The sequence below is a fragment of the Kribbella sancticallisti genome, from assembly GCF_039530625.1.
Lineage (GTDB): Bacteria > Actinomycetota > Actinomycetes > Propionibacteriales > Kribbellaceae > Kribbella > Kribbella sancticallisti.
The window spans coordinates 16,885-40,957 of the sequence record NZ_BAAAOS010000001.1; the positions used below are offsets into that span (position 1 = coordinate 16,885).

General features: G+C 69.4%; 21 protein-coding genes. 10 read left to right on the plus strand and 11 right to left on the minus strand.

Features of this window, described 5'->3' with window-relative positions; translation table 11 throughout:
- Positions 1-8: 8 nt before the first annotated feature.
- A complete protein-coding gene (locus ABD255_RS00055; protein WP_344208325.1) occupies positions 9-1,958 on the minus strand; it encodes a hypothetical protein in 1,950 nt (649 codons plus the stop codon).
- Between the two features lie 90 nt (positions 1,959-2,048).
- On the opposite strand from ABD255_RS00055, the gene ABD255_RS00060 reads away from it, so the two are divergent.
- A complete protein-coding gene (locus tag ABD255_RS00060) occupies positions 2,049-2,537 on the plus strand; it encodes a pyridoxamine 5'-phosphate oxidase family protein (protein WP_344208327.1) in 489 nt (162 codons plus the stop codon).
- A gap of 2 nt (positions 2,538-2,539) precedes the next feature.
- On the opposite strand, the gene ABD255_RS00065 is transcribed toward ABD255_RS00060, so the two are convergent.
- Together ABD255_RS00065 and ABD255_RS00070 are read right to left on the minus strand one after the other, a co-directional pair.
- On the minus strand, positions 2,540-4,555 hold the full coding sequence (locus ABD255_RS00065) for a protein meaA (protein WP_344208330.1): 2,016 nt from the start codon (positions 4,553-4,555) through the stop codon (positions 2,540-2,542).
- A gap of 81 nt (positions 4,556-4,636) precedes the next feature.
- Positions 4,637-4,969, minus strand: a complete 333-nt coding sequence (locus ABD255_RS00070) for an STAS domain-containing protein (protein ID WP_344208332.1) — start codon at positions 4,967-4,969, stop codon at positions 4,637-4,639.
- Between the two features lie 122 nt (positions 4,970-5,091).
- Here ABD255_RS00070 and ABD255_RS00075 point away from each other — a divergent pair, with 122 nt between their 5' ends.
- The 5 genes from ABD255_RS00075 to ABD255_RS00095 all read left to right on the plus strand — a co-directional run bounded on the left by ABD255_RS00075 (position 5,092) and on the right by ABD255_RS00095 (position 10,804).
- Positions 5,092-5,424 carry a hypothetical protein gene (locus tag ABD255_RS00075; protein WP_344208335.1) on the plus strand — a complete coding sequence of 111 codons (333 nt, stop codon included), beginning with the start codon at positions 5,092-5,094 and terminating at the stop codon, positions 5,422-5,424.
- Between the two features lie 199 nt (positions 5,425-5,623).
- Positions 5,624-6,262, plus strand: coding sequence for an RNA polymerase sigma factor (locus tag ABD255_RS00080; protein ID WP_344208338.1), 639 nt, complete (start codon positions 5,624-5,626; stop codon positions 6,260-6,262).
- Between the two features lies 1 nt (position 6,263).
- Positions 6,264-7,394, plus strand: coding sequence for a CU044_5270 family protein (locus ABD255_RS00085; RefSeq protein ID WP_344208340.1), 1,131 nt, complete (start codon positions 6,264-6,266; stop codon positions 7,392-7,394).
- A gap of 69 nt (positions 7,395-7,463) precedes the next feature.
- The gene (locus ABD255_RS00090; protein ID WP_344208343.1) at positions 7,464-8,279 is read left to right on the plus strand and encodes an ATP-grasp domain-containing protein; all 816 of its coding nucleotides are present in this window, start codon (positions 7,464-7,466) and stop codon (positions 8,277-8,279) included.
- Positions 8,280-8,302: 23 nt separating this feature from the next.
- The gene (locus tag ABD255_RS00095; protein ID WP_344208345.1) at positions 8,303-10,804 is read left to right on the plus strand and encodes a DEAD/DEAH box helicase; all 2,502 of its coding nucleotides are present in this window, start codon (positions 8,303-8,305) and stop codon (positions 10,802-10,804) included.
- Here ABD255_RS00095 and fabV read toward each other — a convergent pair.
- Positions 10,791-11,975: an enoyl-[acyl-carrier-protein] reductase FabV gene (fabV, locus tag ABD255_RS00100; RefSeq protein ID WP_344208347.1), complete on the minus strand. Its 1,185-nt coding sequence runs from the start codon at positions 11,973-11,975 to the stop codon at positions 10,791-10,793. The genes ABD255_RS00095 and fabV overlap by 14 nt on opposite strands.
- Positions 11,976-12,018: 43 nt before the next feature.
- Positions 12,019-13,305 carry a UDP-N-acetylglucosamine 1-carboxyvinyltransferase gene (gene murA, locus ABD255_RS00105; protein WP_344208349.1) on the minus strand — a complete coding sequence of 429 codons (1,287 nt, stop codon included), beginning with the start codon at positions 13,303-13,305 and terminating at the stop codon, positions 12,019-12,021.
- A 218-nt stretch (positions 13,306-13,523) separates the two neighbouring features.
- Here murA and ABD255_RS00110 point away from each other — a divergent pair, with 218 nt between their 5' ends.
- Both ABD255_RS00110 and ABD255_RS00115 read left to right on the plus strand, forming a co-directional pair.
- Positions 13,524-14,108, plus strand: a complete 585-nt coding sequence (locus ABD255_RS00110) for a cob(I)yrinic acid a,c-diamide adenosyltransferase (protein ID WP_344208351.1) — start codon at positions 13,524-13,526, stop codon at positions 14,106-14,108.
- Positions 14,109-14,265: 157 nt separating this feature from the next.
- Complete coding sequence (locus ABD255_RS00115; RefSeq protein WP_344208353.1) at positions 14,266-16,119, plus strand: sialidase family protein; 1,854 nt, start codon at positions 14,266-14,268, stop codon at positions 16,117-16,119.
- An 82-nt stretch (positions 16,120-16,201) separates the two neighbouring features.
- Here ABD255_RS00115 and ABD255_RS00120 read toward each other — a convergent pair whose 3' ends face one another.
- On the minus strand, positions 16,202-17,056 hold the full coding sequence (locus tag ABD255_RS00120; protein WP_344208355.1) for a helix-turn-helix transcriptional regulator: 855 nt from the start codon (positions 17,054-17,056) through the stop codon (positions 16,202-16,204).
- Positions 17,057-17,127: 71 nt separating this feature from the next.
- Between ABD255_RS00120 and ABD255_RS00125 the strand changes: the two genes are divergently transcribed.
- Together ABD255_RS00125 and ABD255_RS00130 are read left to right on the plus strand one after the other, a co-directional pair.
- Positions 17,128-17,895: a phytanoyl-CoA dioxygenase family protein gene (locus tag ABD255_RS00125; protein WP_344208357.1), complete on the plus strand. Its 768-nt coding sequence runs from the start codon at positions 17,128-17,130 to the stop codon at positions 17,893-17,895.
- A 130-nt stretch (positions 17,896-18,025) separates the two neighbouring features.
- Positions 18,026-19,270 carry an SGNH/GDSL hydrolase family protein gene (locus tag ABD255_RS00130; protein ID WP_344208359.1) on the plus strand — a complete coding sequence of 415 codons (1,245 nt, stop codon included), beginning with the start codon at positions 18,026-18,028 and terminating at the stop codon, positions 19,268-19,270.
- 5 nt (positions 19,271-19,275) lie between these two features.
- On the opposite strand, the gene ABD255_RS00135 is transcribed toward ABD255_RS00130, so the two are convergent.
- The 5 genes from ABD255_RS00135 to ABD255_RS00155 are packed head-to-tail and all read right to left on the minus strand — an operon-like array spanning position 19,276 to position 24,073.
- Positions 19,276-20,217, minus strand: coding sequence for an MBL fold metallo-hydrolase (locus ABD255_RS00135; RefSeq protein ID WP_344208362.1), 942 nt, complete (start codon positions 20,215-20,217; stop codon positions 19,276-19,278).
- Between the two features lie 2 nt (positions 20,218-20,219).
- A complete protein-coding gene (locus ABD255_RS00140) occupies positions 20,220-20,999 on the minus strand; it encodes an enoyl-CoA hydratase/isomerase family protein (RefSeq protein ID WP_344208364.1) in 780 nt (259 codons plus the stop codon).
- Positions 20,996-22,129 carry a hypothetical protein gene (locus tag ABD255_RS00145; RefSeq protein WP_344208366.1) on the minus strand — a complete coding sequence of 378 codons (1,134 nt, stop codon included), beginning with the start codon at positions 22,127-22,129 and terminating at the stop codon, positions 20,996-20,998. The genes ABD255_RS00140 and ABD255_RS00145 overlap by 4 nt, the downstream gene beginning before the upstream one ends.
- Entirely contained in the window at positions 22,119-23,318 is a 1,200-nt protein-coding gene (locus ABD255_RS00150; protein ID WP_344208368.1) for a CaiB/BaiF CoA transferase family protein, read from the minus strand. The genes ABD255_RS00145 and ABD255_RS00150 overlap by 11 nt, the downstream gene beginning before the upstream one ends.
- Entirely contained in the window at positions 23,315-24,073 is a 759-nt protein-coding gene (locus ABD255_RS00155) for an SDR family NAD(P)-dependent oxidoreductase (protein ID WP_344208370.1), read from the minus strand. The genes ABD255_RS00150 and ABD255_RS00155 overlap by 4 nt, the downstream gene beginning before the upstream one ends.

The following is a 24,073-nucleotide window of genomic DNA, read 5'->3' on the forward strand; positions in this document are numbered from 1 at the left end:
AAAACTGCTCAGATCCCGAACCGCAGGGCGTAGACGAGGGCCCAGTCCTGGTCGTTGGCGAGCGGGTCCGCGAGGTGGGCGGAGCGGTTGTTGACGGCGCTGGGGTAGACGAACGCGCAGGTGGCGGAGCCGTCGGGGTGGAAGTTGACCAGGTTCGCCCGGAGGATCGCGCGGCCTTGGGCGGCGAGGTCGTCGGCCAGGGGCGAGTCCTCGGGCCAGGTCAGGTAAACAGCGGCGTTGAGCACGGACCAGTAGTGCGGGAACACGTCGCCCCACAACCGCAGTACGCCGAACCAGTAGCCGTCCCAGTGCCGGATCGGGATGTGCCGCAGCCGTACGTCGGGTTGGTCCGCCGCGAACGCCATCAGCCAGGGCAACCGCCGGTCGAGCTCGGCTGCCGGAACGGTCTCGGGTGAACTCCGGTGCGCGGCCAAGAGGAGTTCGAGGAGCGGCGCCACCATCGACTGCTCGTAGTTCACCTCGTGCGGCGGGAGGTCATCGCCGTACTCGACGAAGGTCCTGGCGTGCTGGAGCAGGTGATCGCGCATCCGGGCTGCGTCGGCCGGCCGGTCCGCGCGGGTGAGGTGCTCGGCGAGGTCGTTGAGCAAGGGACCGAGGTCGAAGGCGAGGAAGTGGCTGCCACCTCGTTCGTAGTACTGGTCGATGATGCGGGTGGCGCGATCGAGGTCGCCCTGGCCGAGCAGGAAGCGGGCGAACCAGGGGAAGTTGTAGAGCCGGACAGTTGTCGTGTGCAGGCTGTCGTCGACGATGGTGCCGTCGGGCGTGACCAAGTGCTCGACGACGAACTGCTCGTACCCGGCCAAGGCCTCTGTGAGTTCGGCCTGATCACCCCAGCCGCGGTCACGGGCTTGCTGCAGGAGCAGCGCCATGCCGATCCGCTCCCGGCCGTCGGACCAGTCCCGCCACGCTCCCGGTCGTACGGTCAGGCCGGTCTCGTTGTCGTACGGCAAGAACGAGAAGCGCCGACTGTCACTCAGCTCGACCGGGCGCTGCTTGTCCAGGACGAACCGAATGCGCTGCTCGACGATCTCCCGCAGCGGTTGATGGAACAACACGCCGACCCGCGAACTCCGGTACCCGTCCGAGGCCTCGACGTACTGCGTACCGGCTGAGGTGGACGTGACAGTCTCGGGACCGGTGGCGTCCGCAGCCAGGCGGAGTTCGATCGACTCGCCGACCTCGGCCGCGAGAACCTCCGCGTCGATCAACGGGGAGCGGGTGGAATGGAAGGCGGCCAGGTCGTCATGCCAGGCGAGCTGCCAGGTCCATCGATGCGACTGGCCGGGCTCGAGCACGATTTCCGGCTGGCCACCCATCGCGTGCGGAGCCCGGGCGTGGTCCGTGACGTGCAAGTACAGGTGTCCGCGGGCGTTGCTGCCGGTGCCGGCCTCCCGGGACTCCACCGAGTAGGCCCACAGCTCCCCCTCAGTGAGCTGCAGGCCGAGTCCCGGGCCGCTGCCGTCCATCGGAACCGCCCAGACCCAAGCGTCGGCGCCGCCGGTCCAGACGTGGGCGTGCACGGCGCGGTTGAGGCTTTCGCGACTCGAACTGTAGAGGTCGCGCCACGGAGTACTGATCGCGATTGATCCGAGCACCAAGGGCGCGGCCGAGCTGTTGCGCAGTTCGTACGTCTCGGTCCAGCGCTCACCGAACCGGCGACCGACCCGCAGTTCGAGGTCGCCCAACTGGTAGAGCAGGTCGATTCCGGTCTGCCGCCAGCGCTGACTGACCGGCGAGTCGAACCGGTGGCTGCCGCGATCGGTGATCACGAAGCCCTTGCCCCAGTAGTGCGCCGGATCGTGCATCGCGGCCTCGGGCGCACCCGGCGAATTGCCGAGCAGCATCGAGTGCCCGCGCGACGGATGCAGCACCGCCGCCACGGACCCGTCCTCGGCCAGCTCCACCTTCCCGGCCCCGAAAGCGAATGTCTCCCGCATTCGCCCAACTTATCCAGGCCGGGGTGTCGAGAACCCGCCGGCAGCTACGTCCCCGGGGTGAGACCACCTTCGACCCGAGAGGACAGCACCATGAACCGCATGGAGATCGCCGAGATCCTGGCCAAGCCGTACTCGCAGCAGTTGCTGCACGGCGGCATCCCGGCCCGTTTCGCCTACATCGGCGTCGACGGCGACCCGCGGGTGATCCCGATCGGCTTCCACTTCGACGGCGAGCAGCTCCAGCTGTTCACCGTGCCGAGGGCCGCCAAGGTCCGCGCCCTGCGGCAGAACCCCCGCGTCTCGCTCACCATCGACACCGCCGGCTTCCCGCCGAAGGTCCTGCTCGTCCGCGGCACCGCCGACCTCGAACTCGTCGAGGGCGTGCCGGACAACTACCTGCATGCCTCGTCCAACCTCGTCCCCGCCGACCAGTTCGACGAGTGGAAGGCCGGCGTCCAGGCCCTCTACGACCAGATGGTCCGGATCACCATCACCCCGACCTGGGCCAAACTCATCGACTTCGAAACCACCCTCCCCCAGTCCGTCGAGGACATCATCGCCGCCAAACAGCCGGGCTAGAGCTACTGCTGGAGCTGGTTGGCGTGGCGGATGACGTCGACGACGTTGGACATCATGCCGGTGAGGTCGTAGTCCTTGGGGGTGTAGACGGCGGCGACGCCGGCGGCCTGGAGGGCGCGGGCGTCGGCGTCGGGGACGATGCCGCCGACGACGACCGGGACGTCCTCGAGGCCGGCCTCGCGCAGGCCGGCGACGACCTGGGGAACGAGTTCCATGTGCGAGCCGGACAGGATCGACAGGCCGACGCAGTGCACGTCCTCGGCGACCGCGGCCGCGACGATCTGCTCGGGGGTCAGCCGGATCCCCTGGTAGATCACCTCGAACCCGACGTCACGAGCCCGTACCGCGACCTGCTCGGCGCCGTTCGAGTGGCCGTCCAGGCCGGGCTTGCCGACCAGGAACCGCAACCGCCCGCCGAGCTCCTCCGACGTCGACGCCACCTTGACCCGGACGGCAGCGATCGCCTCGCCACCACCGGACACCCCGACCGACCCGGACACCCCGGTCGGCGCGCGGTACTCGCCGAACATCTCCCGCAGTACTCCGGCCCACTCCCCCGTCGTCGCGCCCGCGCGGACGCAGGTGAGCGTGGCCTGCATCAAGTTCTCCGTGCCCTTGGCGGCGTCGCGCAACCTCGCCAGCGCGTCCTCGACCGCCTTGCCGTCCCGCTGGGAACGCCACTCCTGCAGCGACTTCAGCGCGGCGGCCTCGGCCTTCGGGTCCACCGTCTGGATCGCCGTGTCGAGGTCGGCGGTCAGCGGTGACGGCTCGGTGTTCTCGAACTTGTTCACCCCGACCACGATCTGTCCGCCGGACTCGATCCGCTGCCGGCGCTCGGCGTGCGACGCCACCAGCGCCTGCTTGAGATACCCGCTCTCGACCGCGGCGACCGCCCCACCCATCGCCTGGACCCGGTCGATCTCCTCCTGCGCGCCTGCGACGAGTTCGTCCACCTTCGCCTCGATCACGTGCGACCCGTCGAAGATGTCGTCGTACTCGAGCAGGTCCGACTCGTACGCGAGCACCTGCTGCATCCGGAGCGACCACTGCTGGTCCCACGGCCGCGGCAACCCGAGCGCCTCGTTCCACGCGGGCAACTGGACGGCCCGGGCACGCGCGTTCTTGGACAGGGTCACGCCGAGCATCTCGAGCACGATCCGCTGCACGTTGTTCTCGGGCTGCGCCTCGGTCAGACCCAGCGAATTCACCTGTACTCCGTAGCGCAGGCGCCGCGCCTTGGTGTCCGTCACGCCGTACCGGTCGCGGCAGATGTCGTCCCACAGCCGGACGAACGCGCGCATCTTGCAGGTCTCCTCGATGAACCGCACGCCGGCATTCACGAAGAACGAGATCCGCTGCACCACGTCCCCGAACCGGTCGGCCGGGACCTGCCCGCCGTCCCGCACCCGGTCCAGTACTGCGATCGCCGTCGACAGCGCGAACGCCAACTCCTGGACTGGCGTCGCACCGGCCTCCTGCAGGTGGTAGCTGCAGATGTTGATCGGATTCCACTGCGGGACGTTCGAGACCGTGTACGCGATCAGGTCCGTCGACAGCCGCAGCGAAGCGTCCGGCGGGAAGGCGTACGTGCCGCGGGACAGGTACTCCTTGACGATGTCGTTCTGGGTCGTACCGGTCAACTCGTCCGGCAGCGCGCCCTGCTCCTGCGCGGCGACCTGGTAGAGCGCGAGCAACCACATGGCCGTCGCGTTGATCGTCATCGAGGTGTTCATCTGTGCCAGCGGGATCTGGTCGAACAGCGCCCGCACGTCACCCAGATGAGCCACCGGCACACCGACCTTGCCGACCTCACCCTTGGCCAGCGGGTGGTCCGCGTCGTACCCGGTCTGGGTCGGCAGGTCGAAGGCGACCGACAGCCCGGTCTGCCCCTTGGCCAGGTTGCGCCGGAACAGCGCGTTCGACTCCGCGGCCGACGAGTGGCCGGCGTACGTCCGCATCACCCAGGGGCGGTCGATTGCCTTCCCCGCCCCATCGCCACGGTCCTTCTCGGTCGCCATGTACCCGAGAGTAGGACTGTGTGCCCTTGTGAGTCCCCCTCTCGTGACTGGTGTCACCAGCGGCTTAGATCACAGCGCACCTCAGGCGGAGATCGGTAGGGGTGTCCGTTCCACGCGGAGGATCCGGTGCAGCCGGGTGACCGCGAGGATGCGGACGACCGACGGGACCGGGTGCCTGAGGACTAGTTGACGGCCGAGCAGTTGAGTCCGCCGGTGGGTGGCGACGAGCAGGCCGAGGCCGGTGGCGTCCAGCGCGTCGAGCGCCTCCAGATCGACGATGACGTCGCCCTGGGTGGTGTCGATCAGGTCGTTGAGTATTTGACGGACGTCGCCCACCGAGCGGACGTCCAGCAGCCCGGCCAGGCGGACCACGTTCTCCTTGGGTATGACAGCGTTGTGGGTCGGTGCGAGCATGTCCGTGCCCTCCGCTCTTCCGGCGACCCCCGAGCCGGCCGCACTGCAGCGTTGTAGTGGTACAGACTCCCTGGGGACACGGAAGGTTGCCAAGAGTTCGAGACCTTCCATTTCGCGAGACAATGGTGTCCGTGTTCGCGGACCGGTACTTTCTCTTCCCGATCGTCGTGCTGGCGCTCATCGGTGGACTGGTGCTGCTCATGCGCTGGGCGTTCTCCCGCCCGAAAGGCGGCTCGCTGGTACGCCGTACCGACTACCGGCCCGCTGATCCGGGCAGCTTCGGGCTGCTGGTCGCCGTCCACACGGCCCGGAGCCAGGCGGACGCGCAGCGGCTCGTCACGAAGCTGACGGATCAACAGATCCGGGCCACCACCGCCCGGACCACCCAGGGCTGGTCGGTCTGCGTCTGGCCGGTGGACGAACTCTCGGCCCGGGAGATCCTCAAGACTCCCTGATGCCCGAACGCCCCTGATCCGCAAAGTTTCTCCCCCGGTGTCCTCCGGATCCCACTCCCGCGCGTCATGACCCCGGGAGCCATCGGGGTACGAGAAGGGGTCTGGGGACATCGGACAAGAACAGGGTGAGCCGGCCGGCAGCAACGCTGCACCGGGGCCACCGAGCCCCGCCGAACCGGCCGGTGGTGTGAGGAGTTCGATGACGCCCGACCTCGCCCTGGCAACGCTCGCGCTGCCCGGCCGATCCCTCGCGCCCCCGGCAACGGCTGCGGCCGAGCAGGATGGGCGGATTCTGGAGGCGTCGGCGCGCGAGCCGGAGCGGTTCACGCTCATCTTCGACCGGTACTTCCCGCAGGTGCACTCGTACGTCGCCCGCCGGCTCGGCACCGACCTCGCCGACGACCTGGCGTCCGAGACGTTCCTGATCGCCTTCCGGCAGCGAGCCCGGTTCGACAGCCGCAGCGGCGTGGTCCGTGCCTGGCTGTACGGGATCGCCACCAACCTGATCCGCCGGCACCGTCGCGACGAGGTCCGTGCCTGGCGAGCCCTCGCCAGACTCCCTCTGCCGACACCCTCGGCAGGCCACGAGGAACGAGTCGCCCAGCAGGTCACCGCCCAGAGCGCGAGTCGCGAACTGGCCGCGGCGCTGGCGAAGGTGTCCGCCAAGGATCGCGAAGTACTGATGCTGGTCGCGCTCGGCGAGCTCACCTACGACGAGGTCGCGGCAGCACTGGGCATCGCCTACGGGACGGTCTGTTCGCGCTTGTCCCGCGCCCGCCGGGTCGTCCGGGAGCAACTCGGTCACGCCAATCCGACCGCAGAGAACCACGAGGACTGACATGGACGAGTTGCACAAGATCCGCTCGGCCTTTCCCGAGCAGCCGGGTCCGTCGCCGGAGGTGACTTCCCAGGCCCGTCGGCAAGTACAGGCGTTGGCCCGCGCGGCAACGACTGCTCGTCGCCGGGATCGCTGGCACGCGGCAGCCCGGTCCGGCCGGATGGGCATCGCTCTGACCGCGACCGCCGCCTCAGTGGCACTCGCTGCACTGGCCGCGCCACTGTTCCTCGCACCGGGCTCAGGTCCTGACGCAGCGCCGGTCCCGAGCACGGTGAGCCCGACGCCGCGGCTGATGACAGCGAGCCAGGTCCTCCTGGCCACCGCGGTCAAGCAGGAGGTGAACGAGAGGGTCTCCGGTCAGTACTACCGGGTCCGGAGCCTCCAGTTGCGGGCGACGACGCGCGTCGGCTCACCGAAGTACACGATCGAGCGGAGGAACATCACCGAGCGTTGGATGCCGATGCGGCAGGGCGTCGAGTCCTGGTTCGGCTGGGTCGATCTCGGGGCTCGCCCGGCGACGCCTGCCGATGTGGCCAAGTGGAGGGACCAGGGCGCGCCGAGATGGTGGCGGCTCGACTACGAGAAGGACCCTGTGCTGATGGCGTCGGGTCGGCCGACCGTCCACAAGATGACCTTCGACGAGGTGCCGCCCGGCTACTACCTCAGCGGGGAGAAGCCGGTGACCGCCCAGCAGATCCAGGCGCTGCCGACCGATCCGGCGAAGCTCCGAACCGTTCTGGCCAGGGGCACCGAGCCGGGCTCGACGGCCGCGGAGATCGACTACACGGTCTTCAACGCGGCCGGCCGACTGCTGTTCGAGATGCCGTCACCGCCGAAGCTCCGGGGCGCCGCACTGCGCGTCCTGTCCGAACTGCCCGGCACCGAGTTCAGGGAGAACGTCCAGGACGCGCTCGGACGGACCGGCACCCAGATCACGATGTCCTGGCCGAAGGGCACGCCTGGTGCCCGCAAGACCGCCCTGAACGACGGCGGCACCAGCTTCATCATCGACCCGGCCACCGGCCGGCTGCTGAGCTCGGAGTCCATCGGCCCGAAGGCCGGCGCCAGCGTCGTCCTCGAGTCCGGCTGGACCGACGACCGCCCCACCCCGCCTTCCCCGGCAGTTCGCTGAACCAGGCCGCATCCCCCGGCGCGCGGAATTGGGAGGCGAGCCGGGGACCCAGTAGGGACAATTCAGTGCATGCTGCTGGTACCGGGGGATCCGCTCAACCCGCGCAGGGTTGATCCGCACTTCGCCGCGCAGGCCGACGCCGCGCGCGAGCTTGGCATCACCGTGGCCAAGATCGACCACGACGCGCTGGACCGGCCCGACGAGGCGGTGGCGAAGGTGCCGGCCGGTGACGACGCGGTGTATCGCGGCTGGATGATGTCAGCCGAGCAGTACGACGGATTCGCCAAGGCGCTGGACGCGCGGAGAGTCACCTTGCGGACGAGCGCCGAGGACTACCGCACGGCCCACGAACTCCCCGGCTGGTACCAGGCTCTCAGCCCGGCGACTCCCGAGTCCGCCTGGACCGAAGGCCCCGATCTGGCCGCGGTGGTTGAGCTGTTCGACCACCTCGGCGGCGGACCCGCAGTACTGCGGGACTACGTGAAGTCGATGAAGCACTACTGGGACGAAGCTGCCTACATCCCCGACCGAGACGCCGTACTCCGGATCGCCGAGCGCTTCCTGGAGCTGCGCGAGGACGCGTTCACCGGCGGCTTCGTGCTCCGGAAGTTCGAGGAGTTCACCGGCGCCGAGGCACGCACCTGGTGGATCGGCGGCCGGTGCGCCCGGATCACCCCGCATCCCGACACCCCCGACGAGCTGCCGACCGGGCTCGACCTGGTCGAGGTGGAACCCCTCGTCGCCAATCTGGCGCTCCCCTTCGTCACGGTCGACCTCGTACGCCGTACCGACGGGGCCTGGCGGATCGTCGAGCTCGGCGACGGCCAGGTCAGCGACTGGCCGGGCTCAAGGGACCCCGCGGACCTCGTGGCCGCGCTGTTCTGAGCGACCTGGGACAATGGTCGGCGATGACGCTGACCGAGAAACTGCCGGACTCCACTGACGCCGATGCCCTGTACGACGCCTTCGCCACCTGGGTGGGCGAGCAGGGCATCTCGCTGTATCCGGCGCAGGAGGAAGCGCTGATCGAGGTGATGACCGGGTCGAACGTGATCCTGTCCACCCCGACCGGGTCCGGGAAGAGTCTGGTCGCCACCGGCTCGCACTTCGCCGCGCTGGCCAACGGCCGGCGCACCTTCTACACCGCCCCGATCAAGGCGCTGGTGTCGGAGAAGTTCTTCGCGCTCTGCGACATCTTCGGCGCCGACAAGGTCGGCATGCTGACCGGGGACGCCTCGGTCAACGCGGGCGCCCCGATCATCTGCTGTACGGCCGAGGTGCTCGCGAACGTCGCGCTGCGCGAAGGCTCCGCGGCCGACGTCGGCCAGGTGGTGATGGACGAGTTCCACTTCTACTCCGAGCCGGACCGCGGCTGGGCCTGGCAGGTGCCGCTGCTGGAGTTGCCCAACGCGCAGTTCATCCTGATGTCCGCGACTCTCGGCGACGTCGAGCGGTTCAAGATCGACCTGAACCGGCGGACCGGCCGCCCGACCGCGATCGTCTCGTCGGGCGAGCGCCCGGTGCCGCTGATCTACAAGTACGTCACCAGTCCCCTGCACGAGACGCTTCAGGAGCTTCTCGTGACGCACCAGGCTCCCGTGTACGTCGTGCACTTCACCCAGGCCTCGGCGCTGGAGCGTGCGCAGGCGCTGACCAGCATCAACGTCTGCACGAAAGAGGAGAAGGACAAGATCAAGGAGCTGATCGGACACTTCCGGTTCAGCTCCGGCTTCGGCAGGACGCTGCAGCGACTGGTCATGCACGGCATCGGTGTCCACCACGCCGGCATGCTGCCGAAGTACCGGCGGCTGGTCGAACAACTGGCCCAGGCGGGTCTGTTGAAGGTGATCTGCGGCACCGACACGCTGGGCGTCGGCATCAACGTGCCGATCCGCACCGTGGTGCTGACCGCGCTGAGCAAGTACGACGGACGCCGGCAGCGCATCCTCAAGGCGCGTGAGTTCCACCAGATCGCGGGCCGCGCGGGCCGCGCCGGGTACGACACCTCCGGCACGGTCGTCGTCCAGGCGCCCGATCACGTGGTGGAGAACGTCAAGGCGCTCGCGAAGGCCGGCGACGACCCGAAGAAGCAGCGCAGGGTGCAGCGGAAGAAGCCGCCGGAGGGTTTCGTCACCTGGGGCGAGGACACCTTCGACCGGCTGGTCGCGGCCGATCCCGAGCCGCTGCAGTCGCGGATGCGGGTCAGCCACGCGATGCTGCTGAACGTGATCGCCCGGGACGGCGACGCGTTCGCGAGCATGCGGCACCTGCTGCAGGACAACCACGAGGACTCCAAGGCCCAGGTCCGGCTGATCCGGCGCGCGATCCAGATCTACCGCACGCTGCTGACGGCCGGCGTGGTCGAGCGACTGGACGAGCCCGACGAGTTCGGCCGGTCGCTGCGGCTGACCGTCGACCTGCAGAAGGACTTCTCGCTGAACCAGCCGCTGTCCACCTTCGCGCTGGCGGCGCTGGATCTGCTCGACCCCGAGGATCCGGTCTACGCGCTCGACGTGGTGTCGGTGGTCGAGGCGACGCTGGAGGATCCGCGCGCGGTCCTGATGGCGCAGTTGCACCACGCCAAGGGCGAGGCCGTGAGCTCGATGAAGGCCGACGGCATCGAGTACGAGGAGCGGATGGAACTGCTCGACGAGATCAGCTGGCCGAAACCGCTCGAAGAGTTGCTCGAGGCAACCTTCGAGATGTACCGGCAGACGCATCCGTGGATCGCCGAGGCCGGGCTGTCGCCGAAGTCGGTGGTCCGGGACATGTTCGAACGGGCGATGACGTTCGGCGAGTTCGTCCAGTACTACGGCCTGGCGCGCTCCGAGGGCATCATGCTGCGTTACCTCAGCGACGCGTACAAGGCGCTGCGGCAGACCGTTCCGCCGCACAAGGTCACCGAGGATCTGACCGACCTGATCGAGTGGCTCGGCGAGGTGGTCCGGCAGACCGACTCCAGCCTGCTCGACGAGTGGGAGGAGCTGACCAACCCGGCGGCCGAGGAGATCGCCGTACCGGTCCCCCTCGGCCCGCGCCGGATCACCTTGAACAGCAGGGCTTTCCGGGTCCTGGTCCGCAACGCGATGTTCCGCCGGGTGGAGCTCGTCTCACTGCACCGCTGGGCCGAGCTGGGCCAGTTGGACACCGAGTCCGGCTGGGACGCCGGGCGCTGGGCCGAAGCCGGTACGACGTACTACGCCGAGCACTCCACGCTCGGCACTGGCCCGGCAGCGCGTGGCCCGGCCCTGTTCATGGTCGAGGAGCACCCGGGCTACTGGGAGGTCCAGCAGATCATCGACGACCCGGAAGGCAACCACGACTGGCGAATCACCGCCACGATCGACCTCAACGCCTCCGACGACGCCGGCGACCTCGTCCTGGAGATGGTCTCGTTCAAGCCTTTGTAGGCCACTCCACGTCGACCTCGGCAGGCTGGTCGTAGTCCACGCCGGCCACGTCGAAGCCATAGAGACGGCGGACTTCCTCAAAGAACCAGACGGTGTCGGCGACGTCCGCGATGGTCTCCTGGGTCGCGGCATCCCACTGATCCCGTACTGCGGCCTGTACGTCGTCGGCCAACTCCCAGCGATCCAGGCGGATACGGCCGTCCTCATCCAGGTCCAGGGGCTTCTCACCGGTGAGCTGGTCCCACAGCGCGATCGACTGCTGCATCGGGGTTTGCATCCGCTCGCCGAGCACCTTGTGCAGCAGGCTGACGTACAGCCCGATCCCAGGGATCGCCGACGACGCCTGCGTGACCGCGGCGCCGTTCACCGAGGTGCGCGCTGCCACGCCGTCCCGCTTGCTGAGCGTCTGCGCCGTCTGCTCGAGGTGCGCCTTGGCCGCGCCGATCGAGCCCTGCCGATAGATCGGGCCGGTCAACTCCGAGCCGATGTAGGTCAACGCGACCGTGCTGAACCCGTCCTTGAGCAGTTTGCGCTCCTCCAGCGCGTCCACCCAGCGGGTCCAGTCCTCACCGCCCATCACCTGCACGGTCTCGGCCACCTCGTCGTCGGTGGCGACTTCGATCCCGACCTCCTGCACCACGGGCACGCCGTCCTCGTAGGCGAGGCTCTTGGTCCGCGCGGGCTGCCCGATCGCCTTGATCGCCGACTGGTACGTCGTACCGGTGCGCGGGTCGACCCGGCGAGGCGCGGCGACGCTGTAGATCAGGTAGTCCACTCCGCCGAACTTCTCCTGCAGCAGGTCGAGCACGTCCGCCTTCGTCGTGTCGGCGAACGCGTCCGCGTTGACGAAGTGGAAGTCGCTGCCGACGCTTTCGGCGTACGCGGCGGTGGCGGCGGTGCGATACCAGCCGGCGGTGGCGGTCCGGCGTACGGTCGGGGCCTTCTCGAAGGAGACGCCGATGCCGTCGATCCCATAGCGAGCCAGGCCCGCGACGGTCGCCGCCAGCCCGTAGCCCGAACTGGAGCCGATCACGAGCGCGACCGGCCGCTGCTGGAGCTTGCGGGCCTCGATCTGCTCCGTCAGTCCGTTGACCAACTCGGCGCAGCCGACAGGATGCGAGTCGAGGAAGAGGAAACCACGGCCGACGGGCTTGATCAGGCGGTCAGTCATGCGACCGACCCTAAGCCATCCGCTGGTAGGGCAGCCCGGCGTCCTAGTTCCAGTACAGCTCGGCGTCGTCCGGCTCGACGGTCACATCGGCGCCCAGGCGGCGCAGGTTGCCGGCGAAGTCGGTGTAGCCGCGGTGAACGTGGTGAGCGGCCGAGACCAGGGTCTCGCCCTCTGCCGCGAGGCCCGCGATCACCAGCGCGGCTCCCGCCCGGATATCGCTGGCGACCACCGGGGCACCGGACAGCCGCGGCACACCCCGTACGACGGCGTGATGGCCGTCGGTCTGGATGTGCGCGCCGAGCCGGGTGAGCTCCTGGGCGAAGGTGAACCGGCCCTCGAAGAGGTTTTCCGTCACCATCGCGGCGCCGTCACTGACCGCGTTCATCGCGATCACGAACGCCTGCAGGTCGGTCGCGAAGCCCGGGTACGGCAGGGTCACGACGTCCACCGGCTTCGGGCGGTCGTGCATCACGACCCGGAATCCCGGATTCAGCACGGTGATCTCGGCGCCCGCCTTGTGCAGCTTGTCCAGCGGCAGTTCGAGGTGCTCGGCGTGACCGTTGGAGATCGTCACGTCACCCTTGGTGATGGCGGCCGCGAACGCCCAACTGCCGCTGACGATCCGGTCCGGCACGACCACGTGGTCGACCGGCTTCAGCAGCCCGTCGACGCCCGTCACCTCGATCCGCGGCGAGCCGGCGCCGTCGATCTGCGCGCCCATCTCGACCAGCAGCGCGGCGATGTCCTGGATCTCCGGCTCGCGGGCCGCGTTCTCGATCACCGTGGTGCCCTTGGCCAGCACGGCGGCCATCATGATCGTCTCGGTCGCCCCGACGCTGGGGAAGTCCAGCCAGACCTCGGCGCCGTGCAGCCCCTGCGGAGCCTCGGCGATCACGAAACCGTGCTCGATATGGACTTTCGCGCCCATCGACTCCAGGCCCGCGACGTGCATGTTCAGCCCGCGCGAGCCGATATTGTCGCCGCCGGGGAGTGCCACCTCCGCGCGGCCGCAGCGGCCCAGCAGCGGACCGAGCACCGAGATCGAGGCCCGCAGTTTGCGCACCAGTTCGTAGTCGCACTGGTAGCCGATCTCGGCCGGTACGGCGATCGTCGCGGTGCTGGAGTCCGCGTCCACCGTCACTGCGCAACCCAGCGTGTCCAGCAACTGAGCCATGAAGGTGACGTCCAGGATGCTCGGCACCTGCCGCAACGTCGTCGTGCCCTCGGCCAGCAGGGCCGCCGCCATCAGCTTCAGCACGCTGTTCTTCGCGCCCGCCACCTCGACAGCACCCTCGAGCCGTGCCTCACCTGCGATCCGAAACCGTTCCACCCGCTGACTGTAGGACATGACGCCTCATTCTGCGCAGTCGCGAGCAGGTGCACGGCGGAGTGCCTCGGGGTGCTGGAGTGAAGGTTTCGATGCTCTAGCATCGTGACCTTTGCTCCAGTGCCGCGAGGTGCCCGCCGGGTGCCGCGCAGCACGCGCAGAATGAGGCGTCATGTCCTGCATCCGCTCGTGCTCTGGGGGCTTGCGTAGAGTGCCGTGACATGGCTGTGAACTTGACGCGGATCTATACCCGGACCGGCGACGCCGGTGAGACCCGCCTGGGCGACATGAGCAAGACCACCAAGACCGACGCCCGGGTGGTGGCGTACGGCGACGTCGACGAGGCGAACTCCGCGATCGGAGTGGCGATCGCCGCCGGGCACCTGAACAGCGCGCTGGTGGTGCTGCTGACCAGGATCCAGAACGACCTGTTCGACGTCGGAGCGGACCTGTGCAACCCGATCTCCGCGAACCCGGAGTACCCCCCGCTGCGGATCACCCAGGACTACATCGACCGGCTCGAGGGCTGGTGCGACGAGTACAACAACCGCCTGACCAAGCTCCGCTCGTTCATCCTCCCCGGCGGTACGCCGGGGGCCGCGTACCTGAACGTGGCGCGCACAGTCACGCGCCGCGCGGAGCGGCACGGCTGGGTCGCCGTCGAAGCCCACGGCCCGACCGTGAACCTGCTAGCCATCACCTACCTGAACCGCCTGTCCGACCTCCTCTTCATCCTGGGCCGAGTCGCCAACCTCTCCTCCGGCGGCGACGTCCTCTGGGTCCCCGGCGGAGACCGCGACAAGTAGCAGCAGTCAGCCTGGCGGAGCGCTTCGCGACTTGTTGACAGCGGCCGGGGCCGGACGTCTCCTGTGAACAGAGCTTTGTGTGTCTGTAGCTGCCGTCGGGCGGTCTGGACGGCTGCTCCGTAACGAAATCCTCGGGGGTAATCCTCAAGGGGGAGTCGTGAAGCGTTTCGTGGTGGCCGGCGTCGTCTCTGCCGGTCTGGTGGTGCCGCTACTGTCCATACCGGCCGAGGCGGCGCCGGGAGACGTAGCGGTGAGTGACCGCACCTACGTGCGGTACGACGGCGGCACCGACCCGGTGCTGGCCGCCTGCTCGACGAACAACAGGCAGCAGAACGAACCGGCCGCGAGTGTGGCCCCGCACAATCCGGCACTGATGACGTCCGGATCCAACGACTACTGCACGGTCCCGACCGCCGGTGGAACCTGGGCCGGCTTCTACTACTCGGGCAACGGCGGCACCACGTGGACCAACAGCCTGCTGCCCGGGTACCCCGGGGACACCTCCCCCGCCGGCACTGCGTCGCCGCTGCAACGGATCGGTGTCACCAACGCCGGAGATCCGGTGCAGGCCTGGGACAACGACGGACACCTCTACTACGCCGGGATCGGCTTCAACCGTGCCAGGCCGGCCCTCGGCTCGATCTGGGTCGCGCGGTACGGATGGCCGAGCGGCGCCAGTCCGGCGTACCAGTTCACGACGCTGGTCGAGCGCGGTACGCCGAGCCCGATCTTCCTCGGCCTGTTCCACGACAAGATCCAGCTCGAGGTGGACCGCGGCGCGGACAGCCCGTACGCGGGGAACGTCTATGTGTGCTGGGCTCGTTTCACCGCGAGCGGACCGAACAACGGTGTGTTCCTGGCCCGGTCGAGCGACGGTGGTCAGACCTTCCGCAGCCAGAAGGTCTCGGAGTCGGTCCATGGCAGCCAGTTCTGCGACATCGCGGTCACCCGCGACGGTGACGTCTACGTCGCCTGGCGGCAGTTCGACTTCAACCCGGACCAGGGGCAACTGCAGAGCAACGCTGTCGCCTGGGTGAAGTCGGTCAACGGCGGCAAGTCGTTCACCAAGCCGATGGTGGCCAGTGGCTTCATCGGCTGGGACCCGGGCGACCAGACGGTCTCGGCTCCCGCCTACGGCCAGGCGAAGTACAACGCGTGTCTGGTGGGCGACGGAACCCTGGGTGCCTGCGCGAGCCCGGAGCCGCGGGCCTTCGCCCGTGACTGCGGTGACGGTCCGCTCGCCTGCCAGTCCGGTTACGTCTTCCACCGGGCCAACTCGCAGGTCCGCATCACCGCCGATCCGACCGCTTCCGGTGATCCGGACGACGTGTTCATCGTGTACGACGGGACCGTGCCCGGCTCGCAGACGTCCACCGGTACGACGTACGGCACGGTGGCCGAGGGCGTCGGCAGCCAGGCGTCGATCTACTTCCTGCGAACGACCACGGGTGGTGCGACGTGGTCCACGCCGACGCGGATCGACCCGCAGGCGCGCGGACACCAGTACTTCCCTGACATCGTGGCCGAGGCGGGCAGGCTGCACGCCGTCTGGCAGGACAGCCGGTCCGACACCGCGACCGGCCCGGGCGGACGTGATTTCCGGAGCGTGCCGGTCGGGAACCAGGCGGTGCCGACGAATCCGCCGGGCGCGGTCTCGGCCGGCGCCGGGCTCGCGGCGTTCTACGCGGTGTCGGCGAACGGCGGTACGAGTTGGGCCAGTGGCGAGGTGACGACGGTTCGCACGATGCCGCAGTACGAGCAGTTCGGTGACCGGGACGTGCCGTTCTTCGGTGACTACAACTACATCGCCGCCTCGGGCAGCACGGTGTTCATGACCTGGACGGATCACCGAGACGTTGCCCCGGGCACCGATCCGCGCTACCCGGTGGACGGCATGGACGGCTTCGACGTCCTGCAGTGCCGGGCCGCCAACCCGGACGGCACCTTCGGTCCGGACACCTGCCCGAACGCCGGCGGTCTCGACCAGAACATCTACGGCGCGGTCCGCTGACCAACCCCTTGGCGTCCGAAGAATCGTGGGTTACAGGCCACGGTTCTTCGGACGCAACCGCCAGAGCTCGGCGGCGCGCCGGTCAGCGGCGGGTGCGGGCGCGGTACTCCGTGGGTGTCGAGCCGACGAGGCTGCGGAAGCGGCGGGCGAAGTACGTGGGGTCGTCCCATCCCACAGCCGCGCCCACCCGCGCGGCCGGCAGGTCCGTGTGCGCCAGCAGCGTCGCGGCCTGCTCGGCCCGCAGCCGGGCTAGAAATCCCAACGGGCTCAGCCCGGTGTGCCGCCGGAACAGCCTGCTGAGGTAGGCGGGATCCAGGTTCGCCGCCGCCGCTACCTCGTCCAGCCGCCACTGCTCGGCAAGCGCTCCCTCGAACCGGACGATGGTCGCGGCAACCGCCGGATGCACCAACTGCTCAACCGGCTCGGCCCGATCAACCCGCCCATCCGCAAGGATCCCCAGCACCGACACCAACCGCCCCAGCAGCCGCCCACCCGCACGCCGGCCGGCGAGGTCGTGTTCCAGCTTCGCGATCTCGTCGATCGCCTCGTCGGCCGCCTCCGGCTCGACCTGCGTCCTGCCCACGCCATGCGGAGCCCTCGCGACCGGCCCGGTCCACAACAGGTCACGCAGGAGCGGAATCTGTTGCAGAGCGGCCAATTCCGCCCGCAGCCCCGGCGCCGAGATACAGCAGTTGGCGACCACCAACCCCTCACACTCACGAAACGCGTGCCACGCACCCGGCCGCAGTACGACGACCTGCCCATGGCTGACGGCTCGAACGCCTTGGCTCGTCAGGTGCCTGCCGGACCCGGGACCGATCACCGCGATCTCCAGGAAGTCGTGAGCATGCGGCTCGACCTCGGTGTCCAGCCGGTGCACACCACCCCAGACAGGACCACCGAGAAACAACTCGGTCTCGTGCAGGGTTTCCGGCATGTCCGAATCGTACGACTACAGGCCAGAATCGACCTGGCTCGCGATCACCTTCCCAAGCGACCGTTGGAGGCATGAGAGAAGACCTGGTCACCGCCTACCGCGAAGACGGATTCGTCCGAGTCCCCAATGTCCTCACCCCGGCCGAGGTCGAGCGTTTCCGCGCCCGAGCCGCCGGATATCTGGAGAAACACCGCGCCGACCGGCTCCAGCACGACGCCATCTTCAGCCAACTCGTCAACGTCTGGCACCACGACCCCGTACTCCGTGAGCTGACGCTGCACCCCGGCATCGGCAGAATCGCCGAGCAGCTCGCCGGGTTCCCGCTCCGCATCTGGCACGACCAGATGCTCGTCAAGGAGCCCAACAGCAACGCGGCCACCCACTTCCACCAGGACCACCCGTACTGGCCGCACGCCAACGACCGGCTCCCCCTGTCGGCCTGGATCGCCCTGGTCGACGTACCGCCGGAGCGCGGCTGTATGACGTTCCTGCCCGGCACTCAGACCCGGACCGACCTACTCCCCCAGGACCTCAGCGACGAGGAGGACCTCTTCACCATGGCGCCCGAGCTCCGCTGGGCGCCCCGCGTCACGTTGCCTCTCCGCGCAGGCGACTGCACCTTCCACAGCGGCTTCACCGGCCACATGGCCCTGCCCAACACCACCGACCAGGCCCGCTTCGCCCACGTCAACATCTACATGGACGCAGCCACCATCTACAGCGGCCAACGCCACGTAGTCACCGACCCACTCGACCTGACTCCCGGAGCCCCGCTCGACGGCGACCCGTTCCCCCGCCCGTGGGCCGATCACCACGCCGACCATCGAGCCGGCCACTGAGTCGGCCATCGAGTCGGCCGACCGACGCCCACGACCGCACGGCGACCGCTCGGCTCGTGGATCGGGCCGTTCGGCGCAGTGGCCGCACTCAGCCGTTGCGATGATATCTATTCACTATTGACTTGACACCATGACCGCTTTCTCCTGGCGCCGACTGAGCGCAAGCCTTCTGGTGACAACACTGACCACGGCCGGGGTGGTGGCCGCCCGGACGGAGCCGGCCGCACCACCGGCGACCGCACCGCCCGCCGCCTCGCACCTGGTCACGACCTGGGGTGCCGCCGACGACATCGCCGGCGGCACCCTCACCAACGTGACCGTCCGCAACATCGTCCGTACCAGCGTGGGCGGCACGGATCTGCGGATCCGGGTCTCCAACGCCAACGGCGACCAACCCCTCGTCCTCGACTCCGCGTACGTCGGCAAGCACCAGTCCGGCGCTGCCGTCGAGCCCGGCACGAGTCGGCGACTCACGTTCAGCCGGGCGACCACCGTGACCGTGCCACCCGGAGCCGAGGCGATCAGTGATCCGCTCCCCGGCGACGTCCCCGCCCTGCAGGCCCTGACGGTGAGCCTGCACGTGGTCGGTACGACCGGGGCGATCACAGCCCACAACCGGGCCATGCAGCACAGCTACAAGTCGACTTCCGGTGACTATGCCGCCGACGAGTCGGCGACCGCGTTCCAGACCGAGTCCTCCGCGTGGTTCCTGATCGATGCCGTCCTCCTGACCGCTCCGGAGACCGTCGGCACCGTGGCCACCCTCGGCGACTCCATCACCTCCGCGGTGGGCACCACGATCGACACCAACCGCCGTTGGCCGGACATCCTGGCCGAGCGGCTCGGCGAACTGCCCAAGCCGTTGCAGCTCGGCGTCTCCAACGAGGGCATCTCGGGGAACCGGGTGCTCGGCGGCATCGCCAAGGCCGGCAGTGCGGGATCCAGCGCGCTCGCCCGGCTCGACAAGGACGTCCTGACCAAGCCCGGCGTCAAAACCGTTCTGCTGCTCGAAGGAATCAACGACATCTACGCCGGCGCGACCACGGACCAGCTGATCGCGGGCTACCGGCAACTGATCGCCCGGGTGCACGCCTCCGGCCGCTGCATCGTCGGCGGCACCCTGACCCCGGTGGGCGGCTCGTTCGTCTACACCGAGGCCAAGGAGACCGTCCGCCGGGAGGTCAACGAGTTCATCCGCACCAGCGGTGAGTTCGACGGCGTGGCCGACTTCGACGCCGCCACCAGAAATCCTGCCGAGCCCACCCGGATGCTCGCGGCGTACGACGGCGGCGACGGGCTGCACCCCGGCGACGCCGGCAACCTGGCGATGGGGAACGCCGTGAACCTCGACAGCCTGACCTGTTCCGATCGCTGATCGTCTTACCGGGGGTGGTGCCAGCGCGGTTCGGCACCACCCTCACGGGCGAGCAGTTCCAGGTGCGCGCGGGCCATCCGTACGGTCTGCAGGCACAAGCCACCGAAGTCGCCGAGCTCGGTGCCGATCGAGCCGGCCAACTCGCGGACGGTCAGGCTGCGCCGGCGGCGAAGCAGGGCGGCGGTGTGCTCGTGGACCTCGCTCACCCATTCCAGGCTCTGCGCGATCCGCTGCCGGCCTCGGTCCGCGGTCAGGACATCGCCGTGGGAAGGCACCAACGCGTCGAAGTCCAGCTCAAGCAACCGTCGCAGCCCGGTCGTGTACCGCTCGACGTCCGTGTACAGCGGCGCCAGCCAGACCGAGCCGTCCAAGAAGGGCTGACCGCGCCCCTGCACGTCGTCGAAGGCGAACAGCGTCCGCGTGCGCTCATCCAGTACGGCGATGTGACCGGGGCTGTGCCCGCTGGTGGTGATGACGCGCAACGGCCGGTCGGCCACAGGCAGCAGGTCACCGTCGCGCAGCAGGACGTCGACCCGAACCCGCTCGCCGAGCATCTGCAGCAGTTCTTCCCGCTCGCCCGGGTCCAGGTCGAGCGCGGCCGGGTCGGATCCCCACAGCTCCTTCAGCAGCGTCTCGTTGTCCTCCAGCCAGCCGGCCTCGGTCGCCGGTGCCGCGAGCCGTGCCTGGCTGAGTCGCTTGAGGACGGAGTTGCCTCCCATGTGGTCGGGGTGCGCGTGGCTGTTCACCACCAGCGTCAGGTCGGCCAGCCCGAGGCCGAGCTCGGCGAGCTCCGGACCGGTGGTGCTCTCCGGTGTCGAGGAGATGCCCGCGTCGAGCAGAACCAGTTCGTCGCCGGCATCGATCACGTGCAGCCACAGCGGAAGACCACACACGTGGGGGTAGTCCGTCGCCAGCCGGTACACGCCGGTTGCGATCTCGGCAGGCATGGTCACCGCCCTTCGAAGACGCCGGTACGACGTTCCGCGAACGCGGTCCGTCCTTCGACGGCATCCCGTGTCCCCATCGCGACTGCCTGCAGTTCGCGTTCGTACTGGATGGCGGACTCGAGTCCCATCGACAGGGCGGCGCGCAGGTTGGCCTTCGCCGCCTGGGCCGCGATCGGCGGTCGTTCGGCGATCCGGTGCGCCAGGGCGGTGGCCGCCGGCAACAGTTCGGCGGCGGGCAGCACCCGGCTGACCAGGCCGACGCGCAGCGCTTCGACGGCGTCGATCGGATCACCGGTCAGCAGCATCGTGGCCACGTCACTCGCGGACAGACTCGCGGCGAGCAGCGCGGTCACCCCGCCGCCCCCGATCCAGCCCAGCTTGATCTCGGCCGCCGCGAAGCTCGCCCGGTCCGAGGCCAGCCGGATGTCGCAGGACAGCGCCAGCTCCAGGCCACCGCCGAAGGCATATCCGTTGACTGCTGCGATGGCAGGCGTACGCAGCGCACGCAGGGCGTCGCAGTAGTCGCGACGGTTGCGGAACTGCCAGGGCCCGTCGTACCGGTCGAGCTCGCCGATGTCGCTGCCGACCGAGAAGGCCCGGTCGCCCGCGCCGGTGACGACGATCGCCCGCACCTGCGGATCGTCGTCGATCCGTGGGATCAGGTCGAGCAACTGCTCGCTCATGGTCCGGGTGGCCGCGTTCAGCTTGCCCGGGCGGTCCAGCGTCAGTACGCCGACGTGCCCGTCCTGCTCGAACCGGACCAGACCCTCGTCCTCGTTCATCCGACCTCCAGTGCGCCCGACGCCCGAGCGCGGTAGTCCGCTTCGATACCGTCCACCGTGGTCACGGGGTCGGCGTCACCTCGCAAGAACTCGCGGACCCGTTCGGACAGTTCGTCCTGGAACGCGATCCAGCCGTCGAACCGTGGCCGCACGTACGCCGACACCACCGTCTCGCGGGTCGCGGAGTAGTGCCCGTTCCACGCGGCGTCGACCGCGGCCGACGCCCAGACCGCCTCACTCGCGGACTGCCCTCCGACCGATGAGACCAGCTCGAGCTGCGTCGCCGTGTCGAGCAGGGCGCGGACGTAGTTCGTCACGGACAGGACCCGCGCGTAGGCCCGCGGCGTGACCGCCAGGCCGGTACCACCGAGGGTGCTGCCGCCGTGCTGGTCCGAGTCGGCCAGCCGCGGCGCTGCCGCCCAGCCGAGCGGCTGCCGCCCGTCGGTACGGCGTCCGTAGGCGGCGTAGCTGTACACCAGCGGGCAGCAGACCAAGTCATTGCTACAAGCAAGCAGTTCGTGGATCGCGATCGGGTCGAGCGCGGCCGCCTGCTGGTCGCTGCGTCGCCACACCGCCCGCAACAGGTCCAGGGCCCGGGCGGCTCGGTCCCGAACCAGCAGCGTGCCGTCCGACCGGTCGCCGGCCATGGCCAGCAGCGTCAGACCGGCGTGCGGTCCGGCCACGCAGAGCACGGTACCGGCGCGATCAGCCAGGTCGAGCACCTCGGACCAGGTGCCCGGAGGCGGGCCCACCAGCAGATCCGGACGCACCAAGCACGCCTGGGCGGCAGCGTCGAGCGGCACCGCCCAGCCGAGGCCGTGCAACCGGTAGCTGTCCCAGGTCGAGCCGATCGACGCTGACCGCCACCGCGCCAGGTCCCTGGCACCGAAGACGTCCTCGACCGGTAGCACGGCCGCCGCCTCGACTGCCGCGCCGAGGCCCGGGTGGTCGACGATCAGCAGGTCGTAGCGTTCGGCCAGCCCGGCCAGCGGCTCCGACTCGAACCCGGACAGCGGCTGCCGGTCCCATCGCACCCGCACGCCCGGCGCACCACCCGCCGCCTCGAACGCCTCCAGCGGGCCGTACCCGCGAGGGTGGTCCCAGGTCAGGCCGCGGAGCTCAACCGTCACGGCGCACCACCACTCCACGCGCCACCAGTTCGTCGAGGCGACCGTCCTGCAGACCGAGCTCGGTGAGCAGTTCGCCGGTGTGCTCGCCGGTCAGCGGCGCCGGCCTGCGCACCTCGGGTGGTGTCTTGTCGAACCGGTACGGGAAGCCGGGCGTGGTGACCGTTCCCTCGGTCGGATGCCGGTACGTCACGAAGGAACCGTTGTGCCGCACCTGGGGGTCGGCCTGCACATCCGCGTAGCCGTAGACCGGACCGCACCAGACGCCGCGTTCCCGCAGCCTCTCCAGCCAGTACTCCGTCGACTGCTCGCGCAGCGCGGCGGACACCAGCTTCGAGATCTCGTCCCGTTTCACGAACCCGTCCCGCTCCGCGTCCAGGCCCTTCAGCCCGGGTGCCCCGAGAACGTCCGCAAGGACGGACAGGTCGGCGAACGCCAGCGAGAGATGACTGTCGGCGGTCGGGAAGATCCCGTACGGCGCCCGGATGTAGCTGTGGGCGTGCACCTCGGTGGACCTCGTCTGCGGAACGCCGCCGACCGTGTGCACCGACAGCTCCTGCATCTGCAGCGCGATCACCGCGTCCAGCATGTTGACCTGGACGAGTTGGCCCTCGCCGGTGCGCTCGCGGTGGAGCAGAGCGGCCAGCACTCCCTCGAACGCGCTGTACGCCGTCACGGCGTCGGCGAGGAAGTACGGTGCGGCGACGGGTGGTTCGCCTGGCCGGCCGGTGCTGAACAAGGCCCCACTCATCGCCTGCACGAGGAGATCCTGGCCCGGCCAGTCGGCGTACGGGCCGGTCTCGCCGTAGCCGGACACGGAGACGTACACCAGGTCCGGCCGGAGCTTCCTCAGCGTCTCGTAGTCGACACCAAGCCGCGCGGCGACGCCGGGCCGGTAGTTCTGCAGGAACACGTCGGCGGTCCGCACCAGCTCGTAGAGCAGCTCGCGGCCCTCTTCGCTCTTGAGGTTCACGGCAAGGCTGCGCTTGTTGCGGTTCAGCGACAGGAACGACGCGTTCACCTCGTTCCCGGTCGCACCACCGGCAGCGGTGTGCCGCTGCCACTCGCCCGTCGTCGGCTCGACCTTCACCACGTCCGCACCGAGGTCGCCGAGCCGCATCGCGGCCAGCGGCCCGGCCATCGCCACCGAGAGGTCGAGCACCCGGTAGCCGTCCAGGACGCCCGCGCTCACTGGGCGGTCCAGCCGGCATCGACGGGCAGCACCGCGCCGGTGACGAAGGAAGCGTCGTCGCTGGCCAGGAAGGCGATCGCGGCGGCGACCTCCTCCGGGCGCCCGATCCGGCCGAGGGCGTGATGCCGGTCGACCATGGCCTGCATCGCGGCGGGGTCCTCGCCGCCGCCCACCTTGCCGTTGCGGATCAACGGGGTGTCGATCAGGCCGGGCGCGACACAGTTCGCCCGAACCCCACCGCAGCCGTGGTCGAGGGCCATCGCCCTGGTCAGGTTCTCCACCCCGGCCTTGGCCGCGCAGTACGCCGACCTGTTGCGTTCGCCGACGGTGCCGATCGCCGACGAGATCGTCACGATGGCGCCACCGCCCCGCGCCAGGAATCCCGGCAGCACTGCCCGGCAGGAGTGGTACACACCGGTCAGGTCCACGTCGAGGATCGTCCGCCACTGCTCCGGGGTGGTGCCGGGCACGGTGTCGCAGACGTCGACGCCGGCGGCGCTGACCAGTACGTGCACACCGCCGAACTCGGCGGTCACCGCCCCGACCACCTCCTCAGTGCGGTCGGGGTCGGTGACGTCCAGGTGGTAGCCGCGGCCACCGAGCTCGGTGCCCAGCGCCTCGGCCGCCGCCCCGTCGCGATCACAGGCGACGACGGTGCCGCCCTCCGCGGTGATCCGGCGGGCGGTGGCCGCGCCGATCCCGGAGGCGGCCCCCGTGATCAGCGCGATCTTTCCGGTGAATCTTTCGGTGTCCAT